This is a genomic window from Nocardia acidivorans NBRC 108247, assembly GCF_001625085.1.
GTDB classification, from domain to species: domain Bacteria; phylum Actinomycetota; class Actinomycetes; order Mycobacteriales; family Mycobacteriaceae; genus Nocardia; species Nocardia acidivorans.
In genome coordinates this window covers 26,913-43,821 of the sequence record NZ_BDAW01000007.1, presented here as the reverse complement: position 1 = coordinate 43,821, position 16,909 = coordinate 26,913, and the positions used below count along the sequence as shown (strand labels likewise).

The window sequence follows — 16,909 nt, the reverse complement described above, 5'->3', positions numbered from 1 at the left end:
CGGCCCCTCACAGCGGCGCCGTCGGCCACCAGGTGTCGACCAGATCCTGGCCGGTGGCCCCGCCCCAGGCATCGAGGGTGCAGAAGCTGCGCGCGGCATCGTCGAAGGCGATGTGCAACTTGCCGGTCGGCATGCCGTCGGCATCCTCACCCCGGCCGGTCTCGACCGCGATACCGGTCCCCCACACCAGCCGCCCACTCCCGGAGGTTCGGCTCCACAGCCGATCGCCCTGAATCGATTCCTCGCCCGCCACGTCGAGGCTCCTGGGCGTGCGATCCACATTGCAGTCCACGAACAACCACACCAGCGGAGTGCCATTGCCATTGCAACGCATACTCGCGACCTCCCCGAGCGGAGCGGTGATCTTGACATCACCCCGATGGGCATTAACCGGAACGCACCGCAGGGCCTGATAACCGCTGGCGAGCGGGGTGGGCGGCAGCAGTGTGGCGAAGGCCCGCACCACAAACTCGTAGGAGCCCCACGACCTGGTGCCGTCCGTCGTGGCGACCGGAGTCGCGCTGCCGGTCGTCAGGGTCGTGGACAGTGCCGACGGCGAATGCGCGAACCAATCCCGCTGCCACGCGAGCGCACCGGTGACGAACACCGCGATGACCGCGGCGGCAGCGAGGGCGGCGAGCAGTCGTCCACGCCGCCGGGTCCGCCGCAGCGCCGCGGGATCCAGTGCCGTCGCAGCGGCCCGCGCCAGCGCACCGGCGGAGGGATAGCGGCGCTGTGGGCTTTTCGCCAGGGCACGGGCGATGACCGCGTCGATCGCCCTGGGCAGCTGGGGATTACGTTCCGAGGCGCGCGGTGGCGGCGCGTTCAGCTGCGCCCGGATCTGCGCGGCCGGACTGCATGCCGGGAAAGGCACGGTGCCGGTGAGCAGTTCGAATATGGTGCACCCGAGCGCGTACACATCGACGCGCTCGTCGACGGTCTCGCCCGCCAGCAACTCCGGTGCGGCATAGTCCAGGGTCGCGAGCACCGCGCCCGCTTCGGTCAGCGCCTCGCTCTCGGCCATGGATCGGGCCACCCCGAAATCCGAGATGTACGCCAGATCCGTTTCCCCGGAGCGGGTTTCGAGCAGAATATTGGCGGGTTTCACATCCCGGTGCAACAGCCCGTTGTGATGGGCCGCATCGAGACCGCGGGCCACCTCGGTGATGATACGGACCGCCTGCGCGGGCGGCACGCCTTCGGGATTGCGTCGGATCAGCTCGGCGGCGTCGACGCCGTCGATGAATCCCATGGCGAGCCACAGACATCCGCGTTCCACACCGCGGTCGTACACCCGCACGATATTCGGATGCTCCAGCCCGGCGACCAGTTCCGCTTCACGCGCGAACCGGGCGGTGAACTCGAAATCCTCACTGGGCGGCAGCACCTTCAGCACATCACGGCGCGGCAGACGGGGGTGAGCGGCGAGGTACACCCGGCCGCGTTCACCCCTGCCGAGTACGCGCTCGATGCGGTATCCGGCGAAGATCTCGCCCGGGACCGGTAGTGCGGCCATCGCTCAGTCGCCGGTCACGAGCAGGCCGTATTGGGCGGTGAGACGCTGCCGCATGGCGGCGATATCGGGGCCCACCAGCATGGCCTGATAGCGCCCGTACAGCAGTCGGCAGCCGTATCGCAGCAGCCATTTCTTCCCGCCGCGCGCACTGTCCTCCGCGCAGAAGATATCCGGCAGGCCGGTCGGACCGGGCACCTCCCGCAGCCCCGAGGTCAGATAATCGCGCACCGTCCGGTCGTACGCGGCGCGCGCGGCGGTGGCGGACGAGTACCGCATGAGGGAGGTCAGGCCGTTCACCGCCTGCAACTCGATCCCGGAGTCGGTCTGCGCGTGGTTGTTCCACAGGCGTGCGCCGCGCGGGCCGTACACCACGCCCTCGCCGCGGATCACCTCGGACCAGCTAGCCGCGCGCTGCGGGGTGTTGACCACCACGACCGGATACGGCCAGTGGCCGGGAGCCTCCGGCACGATGCGCGCCAGCATTCCCTCGCGATCCAGTGGCAGATGGGGCAGCTGGTCACGCGGGGTGACCGCGAAATCCCGCAGTCTGGGCAGTTGCGCGGCGAACCCCTTACCCGCCAGATCGGTCAGTGCCGCCGGTTCCGAGATGGTCTCGCCGACATAGAGACTGATCACGAAGACGCCGTCGGCCATCGTGGCCGCCGCCGTCGGTACGCCGGGACGCCAATGTGCGTGCGCGGCAGGATATCCCGGGATCGGCAGGGCGGCATTGTCCGAGCTCATCGCCGCGTCGACGGCGTCGATGTCCCGGGCCGCGCGCTGGGCCGCGTCCGGATCCGGGAAGCGCAGCAGCAAGAGCGACAGCACCCGTGCCGCCCCGACCTCCGGACTGGAGCCGGCCCGGGTCTCGGTGCCTCCGACCGCCGCGCCCGCGAGCATCCCCTCGCGTTGCAGCACCGCGCGCACGGGTGCGGCCAGCAGCAGGGTAGCTTTCGCCGGGGTCGGCAGCAGATGAACGCCATTGGGGCTCAGCGGATTCACCAGGGTCGGATCGGCTTCGACGGGATCGATCAGCGCCTCGACCATTCGGGTGGATTCGACCACCCGGCCGTATTCCTCATTGCCCGGCGGTTCCTCCAGGCGATGGATCGCGAACGCGCCCACATCCATCGACGACGGATCGGGGTACTGGCCGATCGGCGTGCCCGCGATCGTGCAGCCGCTCGCGATCGCCACCGCGCACAGCGCGATCACATACCGGCGCGCGGAACGAAACATTATGTCAGATAGGCGCATTCGGCCACCAGCCCGCACGGAGTTCAGCGCCGCTGGCGGTATTCCCATATACAGCGAGCCGACAGAAATTGCGGCTGGGCTCATCGAAGTACACATCCAGCACCCCGACGCTCTGATCGTCGAGAATGGTGTTGGAACCGCGCAGCCGACCGGTGCCCCAGAACAGATGACCCGAACCCGAAGCACGACTCCAGCGCTCGTCACCCTCGGCGCGTGCGATGCCGAAGTCCGGTGAGATGGGCGACCGATCGGCATTACAGCTGACGAAGACCGAGTAGACCGGGTCCGAATTGCCGAGGCAGTACAGCTGCCCCTCCGCGACCGGGGTGGTCCAGGATTTGTCATCGCCACCGATGATCGGGATGCACCCGGTCAGTTCCTGGTAGCCGCTGCCGTACGGCGTCGGCGGCAGCAATTCCGGGAACGTCTGCGCCATATAGGCGTAACCCGACCAATAGGCGGGATCGATGGTGCCGGTGACCGGGCGGTTCGACACCGGCACGCCAGGTGCGGAATCGCCCGACAGGGTCCGCACCGCCGCGACGCCCGCACCCACCGCGACAACCGAGATGGCCAGGGCCGCCAGTACTTTGACGCGACGCCTGACCCCCGGGCCGTGCAGGCGCGGAGTGATGCCGGACTTCGGCGCGGTCGGCTCATCCATCGCGCCCGCGAGTGCGGTCGCCGCCGCGGCGGCGAGCTCACCGCAGTTCGAGTATCTGTCCTCCCGCTCCTTCGCCATCGCCTTGGCGATCACGCGGTCGAATCCCTTCGGCAGGGAGGGATTCAGCGACGAGGGTGGTGGCGGATCCTCGTGCATATGCGCGTAGATGAGTGAGCCAGGGGTATCGCGGGGAAACGGCAGCGATCCGGTCAGCATCTGAAAGAGCGTGCAGCCCAGGGCATACACGTCGACGCGATGATCGAATGGCTCGTCATCGAGCTGCTCCGGCGCCGCGTACGCCAGCGTGCCGGTGAATCCGCCCGCCGCGATCACCGCCGATTCCTCTGCCGCACTCGCGATTCCGAAGTCGGTGACCAGCACCCGGTCCGGCCGGCCGGGCTGCTCGTCGATCAGGATATTGGCGGGCTTCACATCCCGATGCAGCAGTCCGGCGCGATGCAGTTCATCTAGCCCCCGCGCGGCCTCGGTGAGCACATGCACAATGCGTTCGGGCGATAGCGGACCACGCCGGATGACCTCGGCCAGATTCACCCCCGCCACATACTGCATGGCGATCCACAGTCGCCCGCCGTACTCGCCCCGATCATGCACCGCAACCAGATTCGGATGCCGCACCCGCGCCGCGATCTCCCCCTCGCGCAGAAAACTCGACCGGAACAGCGCTCCACCCGACCGCTCCGCCGCCAGCACCTTGAGCGCGTCGTAGCGGGGTAGTCGAGGGTGCTGCACGAGATAGACGGTCCCCATACCGCCCGAGCCCAGCACCCGTTCGATCCGATAACCCGCGAATGCGGTACCCGCAGCGATATCCACCGGGTCCCCTCCCGCAGCCAACCCCATCCCTGCCTCGAACCGGTTGTGCGGCAAGGACTCCGGACGGACTATAACAGGTGCCGGTGCCGGGCGTGGGCCGCGGTGAACCACCATGTCGAGGTGACACAGGCCACACAATTCGGACAATGGGCCAGAACTCACGTAACAGCCGCATGTTCGCTGTTCGATGGTCTCTGCGACGCTGTATGACACACGACGTTCGATGGAGGGGTTATGAAGACAGTGACTCGGAGTATTGCCCGCCTCGCCGCCGTGGCCGCCGTCACCGGCACCGCATTCGCCGTTGCCACCGGGGTGGCCGCCGCCGATGAGTGGCCGCAGCAGCAGCCGAACAGTCCGATCTATGTGACCGAGACCAAGAACTTTCTGACGCCCGGGGATCTCGGGTACTGGAATCCGCTCGATACCAGCCCGCGGCTGACCTCGCCGTATGGGACCAGCACTCGGATCGTGTGCACCGGGTTCCACGGGGTTTCCACGGGATGTTGGCAGGCCGATGCGGAGGGGAATCCGCATAAGTTGGTCGCGTTGCCGTTCAACTTCCCGTCGTTCACCGGATCCGCCGCGCCCGGCGGCGGGGCCAGCCATTACGTGTTCCCGGGGTTCATTCCGGGTATCGGGTAGTTCGCGGATACGACGAGGGCGCGCTTCGGATTCGGAGCGCGCCCTTTCGCGCGCCGGTCATGCCACGGCGAGGACCTCGTCGCGGGCGAGCAGGTCGGCGTAGAAACCGTTGCGGGCCAGCAGTTCCGCGTGGGTGCCGCGTTCCACGACTCGGCCGCGGTCCAGGACGACGATCTGATCGGCGTTGCGGATGGTCGAGAGGCGATGGGCGATGGTGATGGTGGTGCGGCCTTGCGACAGGGCGTCGATGGCGGCTTGGACCTCGCGTTCGGTGCGGGTGTCCAGGGCGCTGGTGGCCTCGTCCAGGACCAGGATCGGCGGATTGCGCAGGATGGCCCGGGCCACGGCCAGGCGCTGCTTCTCGCCGCCGGAGAAGCGGTAGCCGCGTTCGCCGACCTTGGTGTCGTAGCCGTCGGGCAGCGACGCGATGTGCTCGTGGATCTGGGCGGCGCGGGCGGCGGCGTACAGTTCCTCGTCCGTCGCATCGGGTTTGGCGAAGCGCAGGTTCTCGGCCACCGAGGCGTGGAACAGGTAGGTCTCCTGGGAGACGACGCCGACGGTGGCGGACAGATCCGCGAAACTCAAGTCGCGTACATCGATTCCGTCGACGGTGACACTGCCCGAACTGGCATCGTAGAGCCGCGCGGTCAGGTAACCGAGAGTCGTTTTACCCGAACCGGTTTCACCGACAATGGCCAGGCTGGTCCCGGCCGGAACGCTGATATCGATGTCGTGCAGCACATTCCGATCCGCCCGATCGTAGGCGAAGCCGACCTTGTCGAAGCGCACCGCACCGGTGACACCCTTGGCGGGCAAGGCCACCGGATGCTCGGGTTCGGCGATATCCGGTCGCAGATCCAGGTATTCGAAGATCCGGCCGAACAGGGCCATGGAACTCTGCACCTCGACACCGGTCGAGAGCAGCATGACCGCGGGCCGCAACAGCCCGGCCTGCAAGGTGGTGAACGCCACCAGGGTGCCGATGGACACCAGCGGATGCCCGGCGGCGACGGTCAATCCGGCCGCCCAGTAGACGACCGCGGGCATGGCCGCCATGACGATGGTGATGGTCGACTGCCGCCAGCGCCCGGCCATACTGGAGCGAATCTCCAGATCCACCAGACCGCGCGACTCCTTCGAGAAATCCTCGACCAGCGCCGGGGAGCGGCCCATGGTGCGGCCCAACAGGATTCCGCTCACCGAGAGCGATTCCTCGACGATCGCGGACATGCCGGCGAGCTGCTTCTGGCGCTGCCCGGTGATGCGGCGGCGCTCGGAACCGACCCGGCGCGAGATCCAGACGAAGAACGGCAGCATCAGCAGCGAGACCAGGGTCAGTCGCCAATCGAGGGCGAACATGGCGATGACAGCCGCGAGCACCGAGGTGAAGTTGGAGATCAGCGAGGTCGCGGTCGAGGTGACCGTGGACTGCATACCGCCGATGTCATTGGCGATGCGCGATTGCACCTCACCGGTGCGGGTCGCGGTGAAGAACGAGAGCGGCATGGATTGCAGCCGCGCGTAGACCGCGGTGCGCAGATCATGCATGACCTCCTGGCCGACCGCGGTCGACAGGTAGGTCTGGAAGACGCCGAAGACGGCGCTGAGCGCGGCGACCGCGATCATGCCGACCGCCAGCAGCGTCAACAGTCCGGTCCGTCCGTGCGGCAGGGCGTCGTCGATGACGCCGCGCACCATGAACGGCGAGGCCAGTCCCACGATCGAGGACAGGCCGACCAGCGCGCCCACCACGGCCAGCCGGGAACGATAGGGATGGAACAGCCGGAGTATCCGGCGGAGTTCGGATCGGGCAGCCATAGGCGCCTCCTTCCACAGAGAATCGCTCCCAATAACTGAGCTAGGCTCACAATTATTCCATACAACAGTGAGCTATGCTCAGCGATATGGAGAAGGCGACCGATGGCGACCTGCCCGACCTGTATCTACGCACCGCCAAACGCATCCGGCACGCCCAGATGGCCAACCTCGAACCGCTCGGCCTGACCCCCGCGCGCGCCCGCGCCCTACGGACCCTGGCCCGGGCGGGCGAACCACTGCGCATGTCCGATCTCGCCGAACGCCTCGGCATCGTGCCGCGCTCGGCCACCACCGTCGTGGACGCCCTGGAATCCGCCGGATTGCTCGCCCGCGCCCCCGACCCGGCCAACCGCCGCGCCATTCTAGTCAGCCTCACCGACGCGGGGCACGCACTGCTGGCCCGGATGGCTGACGCGCGCGTGCAGGCCGCGCGCGACCTGTTCGCCAACCTCTCCCCCGAACGCCGCGAAACCCTGCGCGAGATCCTCGCCGAACTCGACGAGGCCGCACAGGGCTGAATCCATCGAGAAGGGTGGCTCCCGGCCACAAGCACGCCGGGATGACGGGGCAGTTCGGCACGCCGGATGCCGGGACACGAAAAGGCCGCGCCTCCAAGGGAAGCGCGGCCTGCCGTGTGCGAACCTACAGGTACTGGCCGGTATTCGACTCGGTGTCGATGGCCCGGCTGGCGGAGGCGTTCTTGCCCGTCACCAGCGTGCGGATGTACACGATCCGCTCGCCCTTCTTGCCCGAGATACGCGCCCAGTCATCGGGATTCGTGGTGTTGGGCAGATCTTCGTTCTCAGCGAACTCGTCCACGATGGAGTCGTAGAGATGCTGAATGCGCAGACCCGGATTGCCCGACTCGAGCACCGACTTGATGGCGTACTTCTTGGACCGATCCACGATGTTCTGGATCATCGCGCCGGAGTTGAAGTCCTTGAAGTACAGGACCTCCTTGTCACCATTGGCGTAGGTGACCTCCAGGAAGCGGTTGTCCTCGCTCTCGGCGTACATGCGATCGACGACCCGCTCGATCATGGCCTTCACGCACTTGGCGCGCTCACCGTCGAATTCGGCGAGATCGTCCGCGTGCAGGGGCAGCGTCTCGGTGAGATACTTCGAGAAGATGTCCTGTGCCGCTTCGGCATCGGGCCGTTCGATCTTGATCTTCACATCCAGACGGCCGGGCCGCAGGATGGCCGGGTCGATCATGTCCTCGCGGTTGGAGGCGCCGATGACGATGACGTTCTCCAGCCCCTCGACACCGTCGATCTCCGAAAGCAACTGCGGCACAACGGTGGTCTCCACATCGGAGGAGACACCCGAACCGCGGGTGCGGAAGATCGAGTCCATCTCGTCGAAGAACACGATCACGGGGGTGCCCTCGGACGCCTTCTCCCGCGCGCGCTGGAAGATGATCCGAATATGCCGTTCGGTCTCACCGACGAACTTGTTCAAGAGCTCGGGGCCCTTGATGTTCAGGAAGAACGACTTGGCTTCCTTGGCATCCTCACCGCGCGCCTCGGCGATCTTCTTGGCGAGCGAATTGGCAACGGCCTTGGCGATCAACGTCTTACCGCAACCGGGGGGACCGTAGAGCAGCACACCCTTGGGCGGCCGCAGCGCGTACTCGCGGAACAGATCCTTGTGCAGGAACGGCAGTTCCACCGCATCGCGGATCTGCTCGATCTGGCGCGAGAGGCCACCGATGTCGTGGTAGTCGACATCGGGGACTTCCTCGAGCACGAGGTCTTCGACCTCGGCCTTGGGAATCCGCTCGAAGGCGAAGCCGGCCTTGGTGTCGACCAGCAGCGAATCACCCGGGCGCAGTTTGCGAATGGGGCGATCCGGATCCTCCATATCGTCCACGTCGACGAGTGCGGAGAGCGGGCCCGAGAGCCACACCACTCGCTCCTCGTCGGCATGGCCGACCACCAGAGCTCGACGTCCGTCGTCGAGAATTTCGCGCAGCGTGCCGATTTCACCGATTTGGTCGAAACGACCAGCCTCGACGACGGTCAGGGCCTCATTGAGACGCACGGTTTGACCGTAGATGAGGGTGGAGGTGTCGATATTCGGCGAGCACGTCAAGCGCATCTTGCGTCCTGAGGTGAAGACGTCGACCGTCTGATCGTCATATACACCAAGCAGAACGCCGTAACCGCTCGGTGGCTGACCGAGCCGGTCCACTTCCTCACGAAGGGCGACAAGCTGCTGGCGCGCTTCCTTGAGAGTGTCCATGAGTTTGGTGTTGCGAATCGTCAGCGAATCTACGCGCGCTTCCAATTCCCGTGAGCGATCCGGCGAGTCGGCGAGTTGCCTCCGGAGTGCAGCCGCCTCGGCACGTACCGCCTCGAGTTCCCTCCAGGCCGCCGAATCCGAATGTTCGTTGGGGCTCATAATGCTGCTCCTCCCAGTCCCGGTCTATCAACGCTACCGGGCGATAACCGTTCTCGCTTTCCGACATGGTTTCGTCGTGATCACATCTAGGCTGCGGCCGACGGACCGGACGAACATGTTAGCCTGCCCTAACATGTTTCCGGCGAGTTAATCGCCGGCCGATCCGAAAGGCTGCCGTTGATGCTCCTTCCCACCAGTCGAACCTCTGGTATGCGCAACGCCTCGCGGACGCTTCGTGTTTCCGTGGCTACCGTCGCGGCGGCCCTGGCCGTTACCGCCACTTTGGCTGGCTGCGGCTCGGATGACAAGAACTCGGCCGAGACGACCGTTTCCACGTCGGCGAGTGTGACCGCCGCGGCCGTCGCGCCCGCGCCGACAGCCGAGCAGCTCCAAGGCGTTTTGACCGCCTTCGCCGATCCGGCCGAACCCGCGGCGGACAAGGCGAAATTGGTGGTCGACGGTGATAAGCGGATCGGGCTCATCGAGACCATGAACCAGGGACTCGCGCATTACGCGGTGTCGTTCACCGTGGGCGAGATCAAGACCACCGGCGATAAGGCCGAGGCCAAGGTGTCGGTGGCGTCCCCGCACGGCACCATGCCCGATGTGCCGATGTCCTTCCAGTACGTGGACGGCACCTGGAAGCTCGCCGACTCCGGCGCGTGCACCATCCTCGGCATGGCGCGCGCCGCCTGCCAGCCGTAATAGCAAAAACCTCTGATCACACGAAAGGCTTTTCCGCTCATGCTCGCTCGCTCCGCCCGCATTTCCCTGGCCGCCCTCGGCGCGAGCCTCGCCCTCGCCTCCGGTGCGGGCCTGGCGCACGCCGACGCACCCGCGCCCTCGCCGGAGGAGTTGCAGTCCACCCTCGACCGTTTCGTCGATCCCGGTATCGCCACGGTGGACAAGGAGCGGCTCATGGTGAGCGGCGATCGGCGCGCGAGCAATATCGACACCATGACCTCGAAGCTGGGCAACTACGGCAAGATCGGCTTCGGCGTCTCGAACATCCAGGTCGACGGCGATACCGCCAATGCCTCGGTGGCGATCATCTCCCCGCACGGCACCATGCCGGGCGTGCCGATGTCGTGGACGCACACCGCCGCGGGCTGGCAGCTCTCGGAGAACACCGGCTGCACCATCCTGTCGATGGGTCGCGCCCCCTGCTGATCCGTGCACAGGATGCATTTTCGCACCCGGCGAAAAAGACGCGCCCCCTTTCGAATTCGAAAGGGGGCGCGTTCTGGTCGAGCTAGCCCTTACCCGCGCGGCGCTGCGGCTTGGGTGCCACCACACCGTCGGCGAGGCGGCGGGCGCTCACCAAGAAGGCCGTATGGCCCTGCATGCGGTGCTCGGGGCGCACGGCCAGGCCGACCACATGCCAGCCGCGGACCATGGACTCCCAGGCACGCGGTTCGGTCCAGCACTCCATGCGGCGCAGATGCTCGACCACCTCGGACATCTGGGTGGTGGTGGCGACGTAGACCATGAGCACGCCGCCGGGGACCAGCGCCTTGGAGACGGCCTCGAGGGTATCCCACGGCTTGAGCATGTCCAGGATGACCCGATCGACCTGTTCGCCGGAGTACTCCGCGACATCGCCGAGGGTCAGTTCCCAGTTGTCGGGGCGTTCGCCGAAGAACCGCTCCACATTTCGTACGGCGTGTTCGGCATGATCCTCGCGGATCTCCCAGGAGACGACCTTGCCCTCCGGGCCGACCGCGCGCAGCAGTGAACAGGTCAGCGCACCCGAGCCCGCACCGGCCTCGAGAACCTTCGCGCCGGGGAAGATATCCCCCTCGTGCACGATCTGCGCGGCGTCCTTGGGGTAGATGACCGCCGCACCGCGCGGCATGGAGAGCACGTAATCGGTCAGCAGCGGCCGCAGCGCCAGATAGGCGGTGTTCTTGGCGGAGGTGACGATACTGCCCTCGTCCGCACCGATCAGATCGTCGTGCGCGATCTCGCCCGCGTGGGTGTGGAAGGTGCCGCCCTGCGCCAGGATCACGGTGAACTTGCGCCCCTTGGCGTCGGTCAGCTGTACCCGGTCGCCGATCTGGAAAGGCCCGGTCGGTCTGGCCGTCATGAATCTCCGTTCTGGTTCGACTCCGGCGCGGGCCGAAAGTCGCTGCGATTTTGCTGCGTGGATCAGGTTCACACCTTGTCGGTGCCTGCGTTTAGCCTGCCAGGTATGTCGGTACCCGCGATCACTACCCCGGACTCCGCGGGCGCCACGCCGCGCAGGCTCGCACTCTCGCCTTCGCGCGCAATGGATTTCAAACAGTGCCCGCTGAAGTATCGGCTGCGCGCCATAGACAAGATCCCGGAGGCGCCCTCGCGGGTCGCGGTGCGCGGCACGCTCGTGCACGCGGTGCTGGAGGCGCTGTTCGGCCTGCCGGCGGTCGAACGCGATCTCGCGCACGCGGGTGATCTGATCGCCCCCGCGTGGACTCGGCTGCTGGAGTCCCGCCCCGAGACCGTCGACCTGATTGCCGAGGAGGAGCTGGCGGGCTTCCTGGCCGAGGCGTACAGCCTCGTCGAGGTGTATTTCCGGCTGGAGGACCCCACCGCATTCGAACCCCGATCGCTCGAGGCGTTCGTGGAAACCGAACTCCCCGACGGCACCCCGCTGCGCGGTTTCGTGGATCGCATCGACGCCTCCGACGATGGATCACTGCACGTCATCGATTACAAGACGGGCCGCTCCCCCAGTCCGGAACGCGAAACCAGAGCCCTGTTCCAGCTCAAGTTCTATGCCCTGGTCCTCATGCGCACCCTGGGCGCGGCCCCCGCCGAACTCCGCCTGATGTACCTGGCCGATGAACAGGTACTGAGCTACGAGCCGGATGCCGAAGAGTTGCTACGCTTCGAACGAATTGTCTCCGCACTCTGGGTCGCCATCGAATCCGCTTCCAAGACAGGCGATTTCCCACCCAGTCGCTCCTGGCTCTGCCAGTACTGCGACTTCAAACCCCTCTGCCCCGAATTCGGCGGCACCCCACCGCCTTTCCCGACCGCCGCCGCCCTCGAGGACACCCTCTCCATCGCCACGGAAACAGCCGACTGAACCAGCGACGTGCATGTACTCACGCAGGGGTGCTCTCGACATTCACCTACGCCATGACATGCACGTGCGCCCGCCGCGAAGTCGCGGCGGGCGCACGTTTTTCGGGCTCGGGTCAGAAGGCCCGGCAGGAGCGGATGTCGGTGGCCAGGATGGCCTTTGCGCCGAGGTCGGCGAGCTGGTCCATGAGCTCGTTGCCGTTCTTGCGCGGGACCAGGGCGCGGACCGCGACCCAGTCGGGATCGGTCAGCGGGGAGACGGTGGGCGATTCCAGGCCGGGGGTGATCTCGACGGCGGCCTCGAGCAAGGACTTGGGGCAGTCGTAGTCGAGCATCAGGTACTGCTGGGCGAAGACGACGCCCTGGACGCGGGCGACCAGCTGGTTGCGGGCCTTGTTCTGCTGGTCGGAGCCCTTGGCCTCGATGAGCACGCCCTCGGAGTCGACGAGCGATTCACCGAAGGCGACCAGATTGTGCTGGCGCAGGGTGCGACCGGAGCCGACCACATCGGCGATGGCATCGGCGACACCGAGCTGGATGGAGATCTCGACCGCGCCGTCGAGGCGGATGACCTCGGCCTCGATACCGCGGGCCTTCAGATCCGTCAGCACCAGGTTCGGGTACGAGGTGGCGATGCGCTTGTCGTAGAGATCCTCGACCTTCCATTCGCGGCCGGCGGGGGCGGCGTAGCGGAAGGTGGAGCCGCCGAAGCCCAGGGCCAGGCGTTCCTGAACGGGCGCACCGGAATCCAGCGCGAGATCGCGGCCGGTGATGCCGAGGTCGAGCTCACCGGAGCCGACATAGATGGCAATGTCCTTGGGGCGCAGGAAGAAGAACTCGACCTGGTTGACCTGATCCAGCACGGTCAGATCGCGGGCATCCTTGCGGCCGCGGTATCCGGCCTCGCCGAGGATGGCCACGGCCATCTCCGACAGCGAGCCCTTATTTGGGACGGCGACGCGAAGCATAGATGTTCCTTTCGGGACGGGTGGGGGGACGTGAGGACAGTGGACGCGGGGTCATCGGCCGCACGGGCTGTGCGGTGAAACGGCGCATCACAGATGTCGGTACACGTCTTCGAGCCGCAGACCGCGGCCCACCATCAGCACCTGAACCCAATAGAGCAGCTGGGAGATCTCCTCCGACAGCGACTCATCGCTCTCATGCTCGGCGGCCAGCCATACCTCACCGGCCTCTTCCAACACCTTCTTGCCCTGCGCATGTACACCGGCGTCCAAAGCGGCGACGGTTCCTGACCCATCGGGTCGGTTGACAGCACGATCCTGCAGCTCGGCGAACAGGGCTTCGAAAGACTTCACGATGAGCCATTGTTCCAGACCCCGGCACCCGGCCCGCAAAGTCCCCGGTCCGGACGGTGCGCCCGCGCGTGCATGCGCGGGCGCGGGCCACCCGCTTCGGGACCAATCCCAGGTCAGGCCATGGCGAATCGCAGTAGGGCCTGCATATCGCCCTGCTTCACTTTGCCTTTGCGGTCCAGGACCTCGAGCTGCCAGGCCGGGCCGCTGCGGAAGGCCCGGGCAATCGCGTTGGCATTGTCGGCCCCCAGCAGGGACGGCCAGATATCGGCCACCTGCTGGGTACTGCCGCCGGTGGCGTCGTAGATCTTGAACGAGACGTTGTTGGCCTTGTCGAAACTGCTGCCCTTCTTGAAGGCGGCCGCGACGAAGATGATCGAGTCGATGGCGGGCGGCACATTCGCGAAGGTGACGTGCACGGTCTCGTCGTCGCCGGAGGCCGCACCGGTCTGCTCATCGCCGGTGTGCTGCACCGAACCGTTGCCGAAGGGGTCGAGGGAGTCCAGGCCCGCGAAGCGCACGGGTTCGCTGCCCTGCATGAGTACCGCGATCAGATCCAGATCGACGCCCTTCTTGCGGCGTGCGATACCGAGTAGTCCACCACTGCTTCCGGCTGACGGATCCCAGCTCACCCCGACACTCATCTTGGTGATGCCGCCGAGATCCGCTGCGCCGTCTTCTTTCTTGAGCGTAATCACGATTGTCACGTTACCGACAAATCAGACAGCGGTGGTGGACTCGAATCTCATTCGGCCAGCAGGTTCTCCAGCTCCGCCACCGCCGTGCGCAGGTGACCCGCGAAGTCGTGCATCTGCCGCGCAACGGATTTGGGGGTGGCCAGGTACAGGTTCCAGCGATCGGGCAGCAGCACGTAGGCGATGCCGATACAGGTCGGGCTGGTGGAGCCGAACCCGAAGTACTGGATATTCACCGACGGCGCGGAGCTGGTGCTCAGGAAATCATCGCGCGCGATCCGCCAGCCCGGACTGTCGTAGAACGCCATCGGCGCTGTGGCGCCGAGCTTGTCACCGCGACGGCCCTGGATCATCTGAAGTTCCCAGAGGTGCTGTTCGGGCGCCTCACCGCGCTGACACTCCTGCGCCCGCCGCACATGCGCGGTGGCGGCCGCGCGCACGGCCTCGCGCTTGCGGTCGGCATTGGCGGCCGGATTCTCCATGGCGGCAAGGAATTCCAGGATCTCCGGGGTCACCACGCGCATGGCCTCGGTGCGGCCGTTGCGGAACTGCCGGGTGGCGATGGATTCGTAGGTGGCACCGGTGAGCCCCTTGCTGCGCTTGTGCGCGAGCTGATAACTCAACTGCGCGAACGCGTCCGGGGAGATGCCCAGGGTCTTGATATGGGAGGTGCCGAAGTCGAACGACACCGTGCTGGTGGCATTGTCCAGCTCGTACTGCGCGAAAGCCGCTGCGGCGGCGGCCGTCCGGGACTTCTGCGTGTCGTCGAGCACGAATTCGACGGGCTCGGTGGCGGGCAGACCCTGCGGCTGGGCGCCGGATCGCGCGGCATGCTCGGCGACCGGGGTCTCGAGCAGGGTGTCGACGAAGGACAGGATGGTGGTGCCGTCCAGTCCGCAGTGCTCGACATTGATTCCGGCCTGGCCGTCGGCGAAGACGATGAACGACACCGACTTGTCGAACCAGCGATTCCCGCTGTCCCCGTGCAGGAGTTGATCACACGCGTGCAGGGTGTCGCGCGGGGTGAAATCCTCCAGGCAGACGCAGAACAGCGCGGTTTCGACCGTATCGAAGGCGGCGGCATTGGTGGTCCGCAACTGCTCGTACAGCGGCGCCCAGTCCTTGCGCGCCAGGGTCGTCAGATGTCCGGCCGAAGCATTGACCGGTGCGCGCCGCGCGCCAGCCTTCTTCACCGCTTCCAGTCCGGCGAGCAGATCCTCTGGCGAGTACGGTGCGCCGTTCGGCCCGAGCACATCCATCCGAAACATATTGCCGCGGTACAGGACAACGATATGCCGAGCATCCGAGGGGCCCGGCCATTCCGCGCTGTACGGCACCCGCACGGTGTCCTGCGGAGACCCGGGAATCCGGGTCTCGGAGAACAGGAACTTGTTCTGCGCCATATTGAGTCGCTGCCCGCGCTGGGTGACCGGCGGGATCTCCTCGGCGTCGAGCAGCAGTTTGTAATTCACCGCCGCGCTGACCAGCGCCGCCGCCCGCTCGCTCTGCCCCGCGGAGGTGGATGAGGCCAGCGCCGTGTCATCGCGGAACAGGAAGAAGAAGTTGGCGTTCAACGCGATGCGGTCCCGGCGGCCGAGATAGCGCGAGGGCCAGAATTCGTCCAGCCAGCTGCCCACACCCGGCTCCGCGTCGAAGCGCTGCAAATCCGCGTGCAGCGTGCGGGCCGGACTGTCCGGGCGCAGCAGATCCTCGACGGCCGCCGCGGTGGCGGCGTACTCGTCGCCGGTGAGCAGCGGCGCGCACCAGTGCAGGAAACGCGTGCAGCTCTCCTCCAAGGTGGGGAGCGGCACCCGCGGCAGCCGGTCGTCGTGGGCGAAGGTCCGTTCGCTCAATGCAGGTCCTCGTGGTCGATGGATAGGTTCGGGGACGGGCGGGACAGGTGGAGCTGGGCGTAGAGCCAGCCTTCGGATTCGATGCCTTGGGTATCGATTCCATTGGCCGCCAAGGTATTACACACCTGCGATTGCTCCTCCGGCGAGGCGAAGCGACGCTGCCGGAAGACACCGGGCGCGAGTTCGGTGCGGTAACCGAGTGCGGCCAGGTGGGTGGCGATCGGATCGAACGAGAACATGCGCAACACGAAATGCGCCATCCAGGGCAGCTTTCCACCGTGCGCGCGGGCCACCCGCAACAGGGTGCGCTCGGTGACATAGCCGACGCAGCCGGTGGAGATGACCAGATCCGCGCCGGCCAGAATGCGCCGCTGCGCCTCGGTGGGGTCGGCGGCTTCCAGATCGGCGTGCACGGTGGCGTGCAGCAGGCCCGCGTCGCGCGCGTAATCGAGTGCGGGACCGGAGGCGTCCATACCGATGAATCGGACACCGGGCATGGTGTCCTCGGCGGCGAGCCTGGCCCGATCGCGGGCCGCCAGATCGGGCGCGGTGGGCTCAGCGTAGGTCTCGAACAGATCGGACATGGTGGTGTCCAGGCGCAGCAGTGCCGCGTTCACACCGTACGAGCAGCCGATGTCCAGGACCGTCGGCGCGGCGATACCGGTCGCGGCGCGGTGATCGGCGAGCAACTGCTCGAAGTGTGGTTTGGCCAGTTCCGGTATCCGATAATCCAATTCGGACATGCGGGCGTAGTAGGCACGCGGGTCGGGTCTGTCGTAGATGTCGTCGAAAGACGCTTTCCCGGTGCTGTGCAGCACGGTGCTTCGGAACGAGGCTGGCACGTG

At 66.5% G+C, this 16,909-nt stretch carries 16 protein-coding genes; 5 read left to right on the top strand and 11 right to left on the bottom strand.

The window, feature by feature from the left end; translation table 11 throughout:
- Positions 1–7: 7 nt before the first annotated feature.
- The 3 genes from NA10_RS02570 to NA10_RS02560 are packed head-to-tail and all read right to left on the bottom strand — an operon-like array spanning position 8 to position 4,271.
- Entirely contained in the window at positions 8–1,516 is a 1,509-nt protein-coding gene (locus NA10_RS02570) for a serine/threonine-protein kinase (RefSeq protein ID WP_067562803.1), read from the bottom strand.
- A 3-nt stretch (positions 1,517–1,519) separates the two neighbouring features.
- Positions 1,520–2,755, bottom strand: a complete 1,236-nt coding sequence (locus NA10_RS02565) for a DUF7373 family lipoprotein (RefSeq protein WP_067562802.1) — start codon at positions 2,753–2,755, stop codon at positions 1,520–1,522.
- Between the two features lie 4 nt (positions 2,756–2,759).
- Entirely contained in the window at positions 2,760–4,271 is a 1,512-nt protein-coding gene (locus tag NA10_RS02560; RefSeq protein WP_067562797.1) for a serine/threonine-protein kinase, read from the bottom strand.
- Between the two features lie 234 nt (positions 4,272–4,505).
- Here NA10_RS02560 and NA10_RS02555 point away from each other — a divergent pair, with 234 nt between their 5' ends.
- Positions 4,506–4,916: a hypothetical protein gene (locus NA10_RS02555; RefSeq protein ID WP_067562794.1), complete on the top strand. Its 411-nt coding sequence runs from the start codon at positions 4,506–4,508 to the stop codon at positions 4,914–4,916.
- Positions 4,917–4,973: 57 nt separating this feature from the next.
- Here the strand turns inward: NA10_RS02555 and NA10_RS02550 are convergent, their stop codons facing one another.
- On the bottom strand, positions 4,974–6,734 hold the full coding sequence (locus tag NA10_RS02550) for an ABC transporter ATP-binding protein (RefSeq protein ID WP_067562792.1): 1,761 nt from the start codon (positions 6,732–6,734) through the stop codon (positions 4,974–4,976).
- 74 nt (positions 6,735–6,808) lie between these two features.
- Here NA10_RS02550 and NA10_RS02545 point away from each other — a divergent pair, with 74 nt between their 5' ends.
- Positions 6,809–7,252, top strand: a complete 444-nt coding sequence (locus NA10_RS02545; protein ID WP_084514234.1) for a MarR family winged helix-turn-helix transcriptional regulator — start codon at positions 6,809–6,811, stop codon at positions 7,250–7,252.
- Positions 7,253–7,376: 124 nt separating this feature from the next.
- Here the strand turns inward: NA10_RS02545 and arc are convergent, their stop codons facing one another.
- Positions 7,377–9,137, bottom strand: a complete 1,761-nt coding sequence (gene arc / locus NA10_RS02540; protein ID WP_067562790.1) for a proteasome ATPase — start codon at positions 9,135–9,137, stop codon at positions 7,377–7,379.
- 243 nt (positions 9,138–9,380) lie between these two features.
- Here arc and NA10_RS02535 point away from each other — a divergent pair, with 243 nt between their 5' ends.
- Together NA10_RS02535 and NA10_RS02530 are read left to right on the top strand one after the other, a co-directional pair.
- Positions 9,381–9,842 (top strand): WKL family lipoprotein, encoded by a 462-nt coding sequence (locus NA10_RS02535; protein WP_245676977.1) that lies wholly within the window; start codon positions 9,381–9,383, stop codon positions 9,840–9,842.
- 39 nt (positions 9,843–9,881) lie between these two features.
- Positions 9,882–10,307: an MTB12 C-terminal domain-containing protein gene (locus NA10_RS02530; RefSeq protein WP_067562784.1), complete on the top strand. Its 426-nt coding sequence runs from the start codon at positions 9,882–9,884 to the stop codon at positions 10,305–10,307.
- Positions 10,308–10,389: 82 nt separating this feature from the next.
- Here the strand turns inward: NA10_RS02530 and NA10_RS02525 are convergent, their stop codons facing one another.
- Entirely contained in the window at positions 10,390–11,223 is an 834-nt protein-coding gene (locus NA10_RS02525) for a tRNA (adenine-N1)-methyltransferase (RefSeq protein ID WP_067562781.1), read from the bottom strand.
- A gap of 105 nt (positions 11,224–11,328) precedes the next feature.
- Here NA10_RS02525 and NA10_RS02520 point away from each other — a divergent pair, with 105 nt between their 5' ends.
- A complete protein-coding gene (locus NA10_RS02520) occupies positions 11,329–12,204 on the top strand; it encodes a RecB family exonuclease (protein WP_067562778.1) in 876 nt (291 codons plus the stop codon).
- Positions 12,205–12,316: 112 nt separating this feature from the next.
- Here the strand turns inward: NA10_RS02520 and hisG are convergent, their stop codons facing one another.
- The 5 genes from hisG to NA10_RS02495 all read right to left on the bottom strand — a co-directional run bounded on the left by hisG (position 12,317) and on the right by NA10_RS02495 (position 16,906).
- A complete protein-coding gene (gene hisG / locus NA10_RS02515; RefSeq protein ID WP_067562777.1) occupies positions 12,317–13,168 on the bottom strand; it encodes an ATP phosphoribosyltransferase in 852 nt (283 codons plus the stop codon).
- 87 nt (positions 13,169–13,255) lie between these two features.
- Complete coding sequence (locus tag NA10_RS02510) at positions 13,256–13,537, bottom strand: phosphoribosyl-ATP diphosphatase (RefSeq protein ID WP_174562468.1); 282 nt, start codon at positions 13,535–13,537, stop codon at positions 13,256–13,258.
- A 95-nt stretch (positions 13,538–13,632) separates the two neighbouring features.
- Complete coding sequence (locus NA10_RS02505) at positions 13,633–14,214, bottom strand: TerD family protein (protein WP_067562889.1); 582 nt, start codon at positions 14,212–14,214, stop codon at positions 13,633–13,635.
- 47 nt (positions 14,215–14,261) lie between these two features.
- Positions 14,262–16,064, bottom strand: coding sequence for a choline/carnitine O-acyltransferase (locus NA10_RS02500; protein ID WP_067562774.1), 1,803 nt, complete (start codon positions 16,062–16,064; stop codon positions 14,262–14,264).
- Positions 16,061–16,906, bottom strand: coding sequence for a class I SAM-dependent methyltransferase (locus NA10_RS02495; RefSeq protein WP_245676975.1), 846 nt, complete (start codon positions 16,904–16,906; stop codon positions 16,061–16,063). Before NA10_RS02495 ends, NA10_RS02500 begins: the two co-directional genes overlap by 4 nt.
- Between the last annotated feature and the right edge of the window lie 3 nt (positions 16,907–16,909).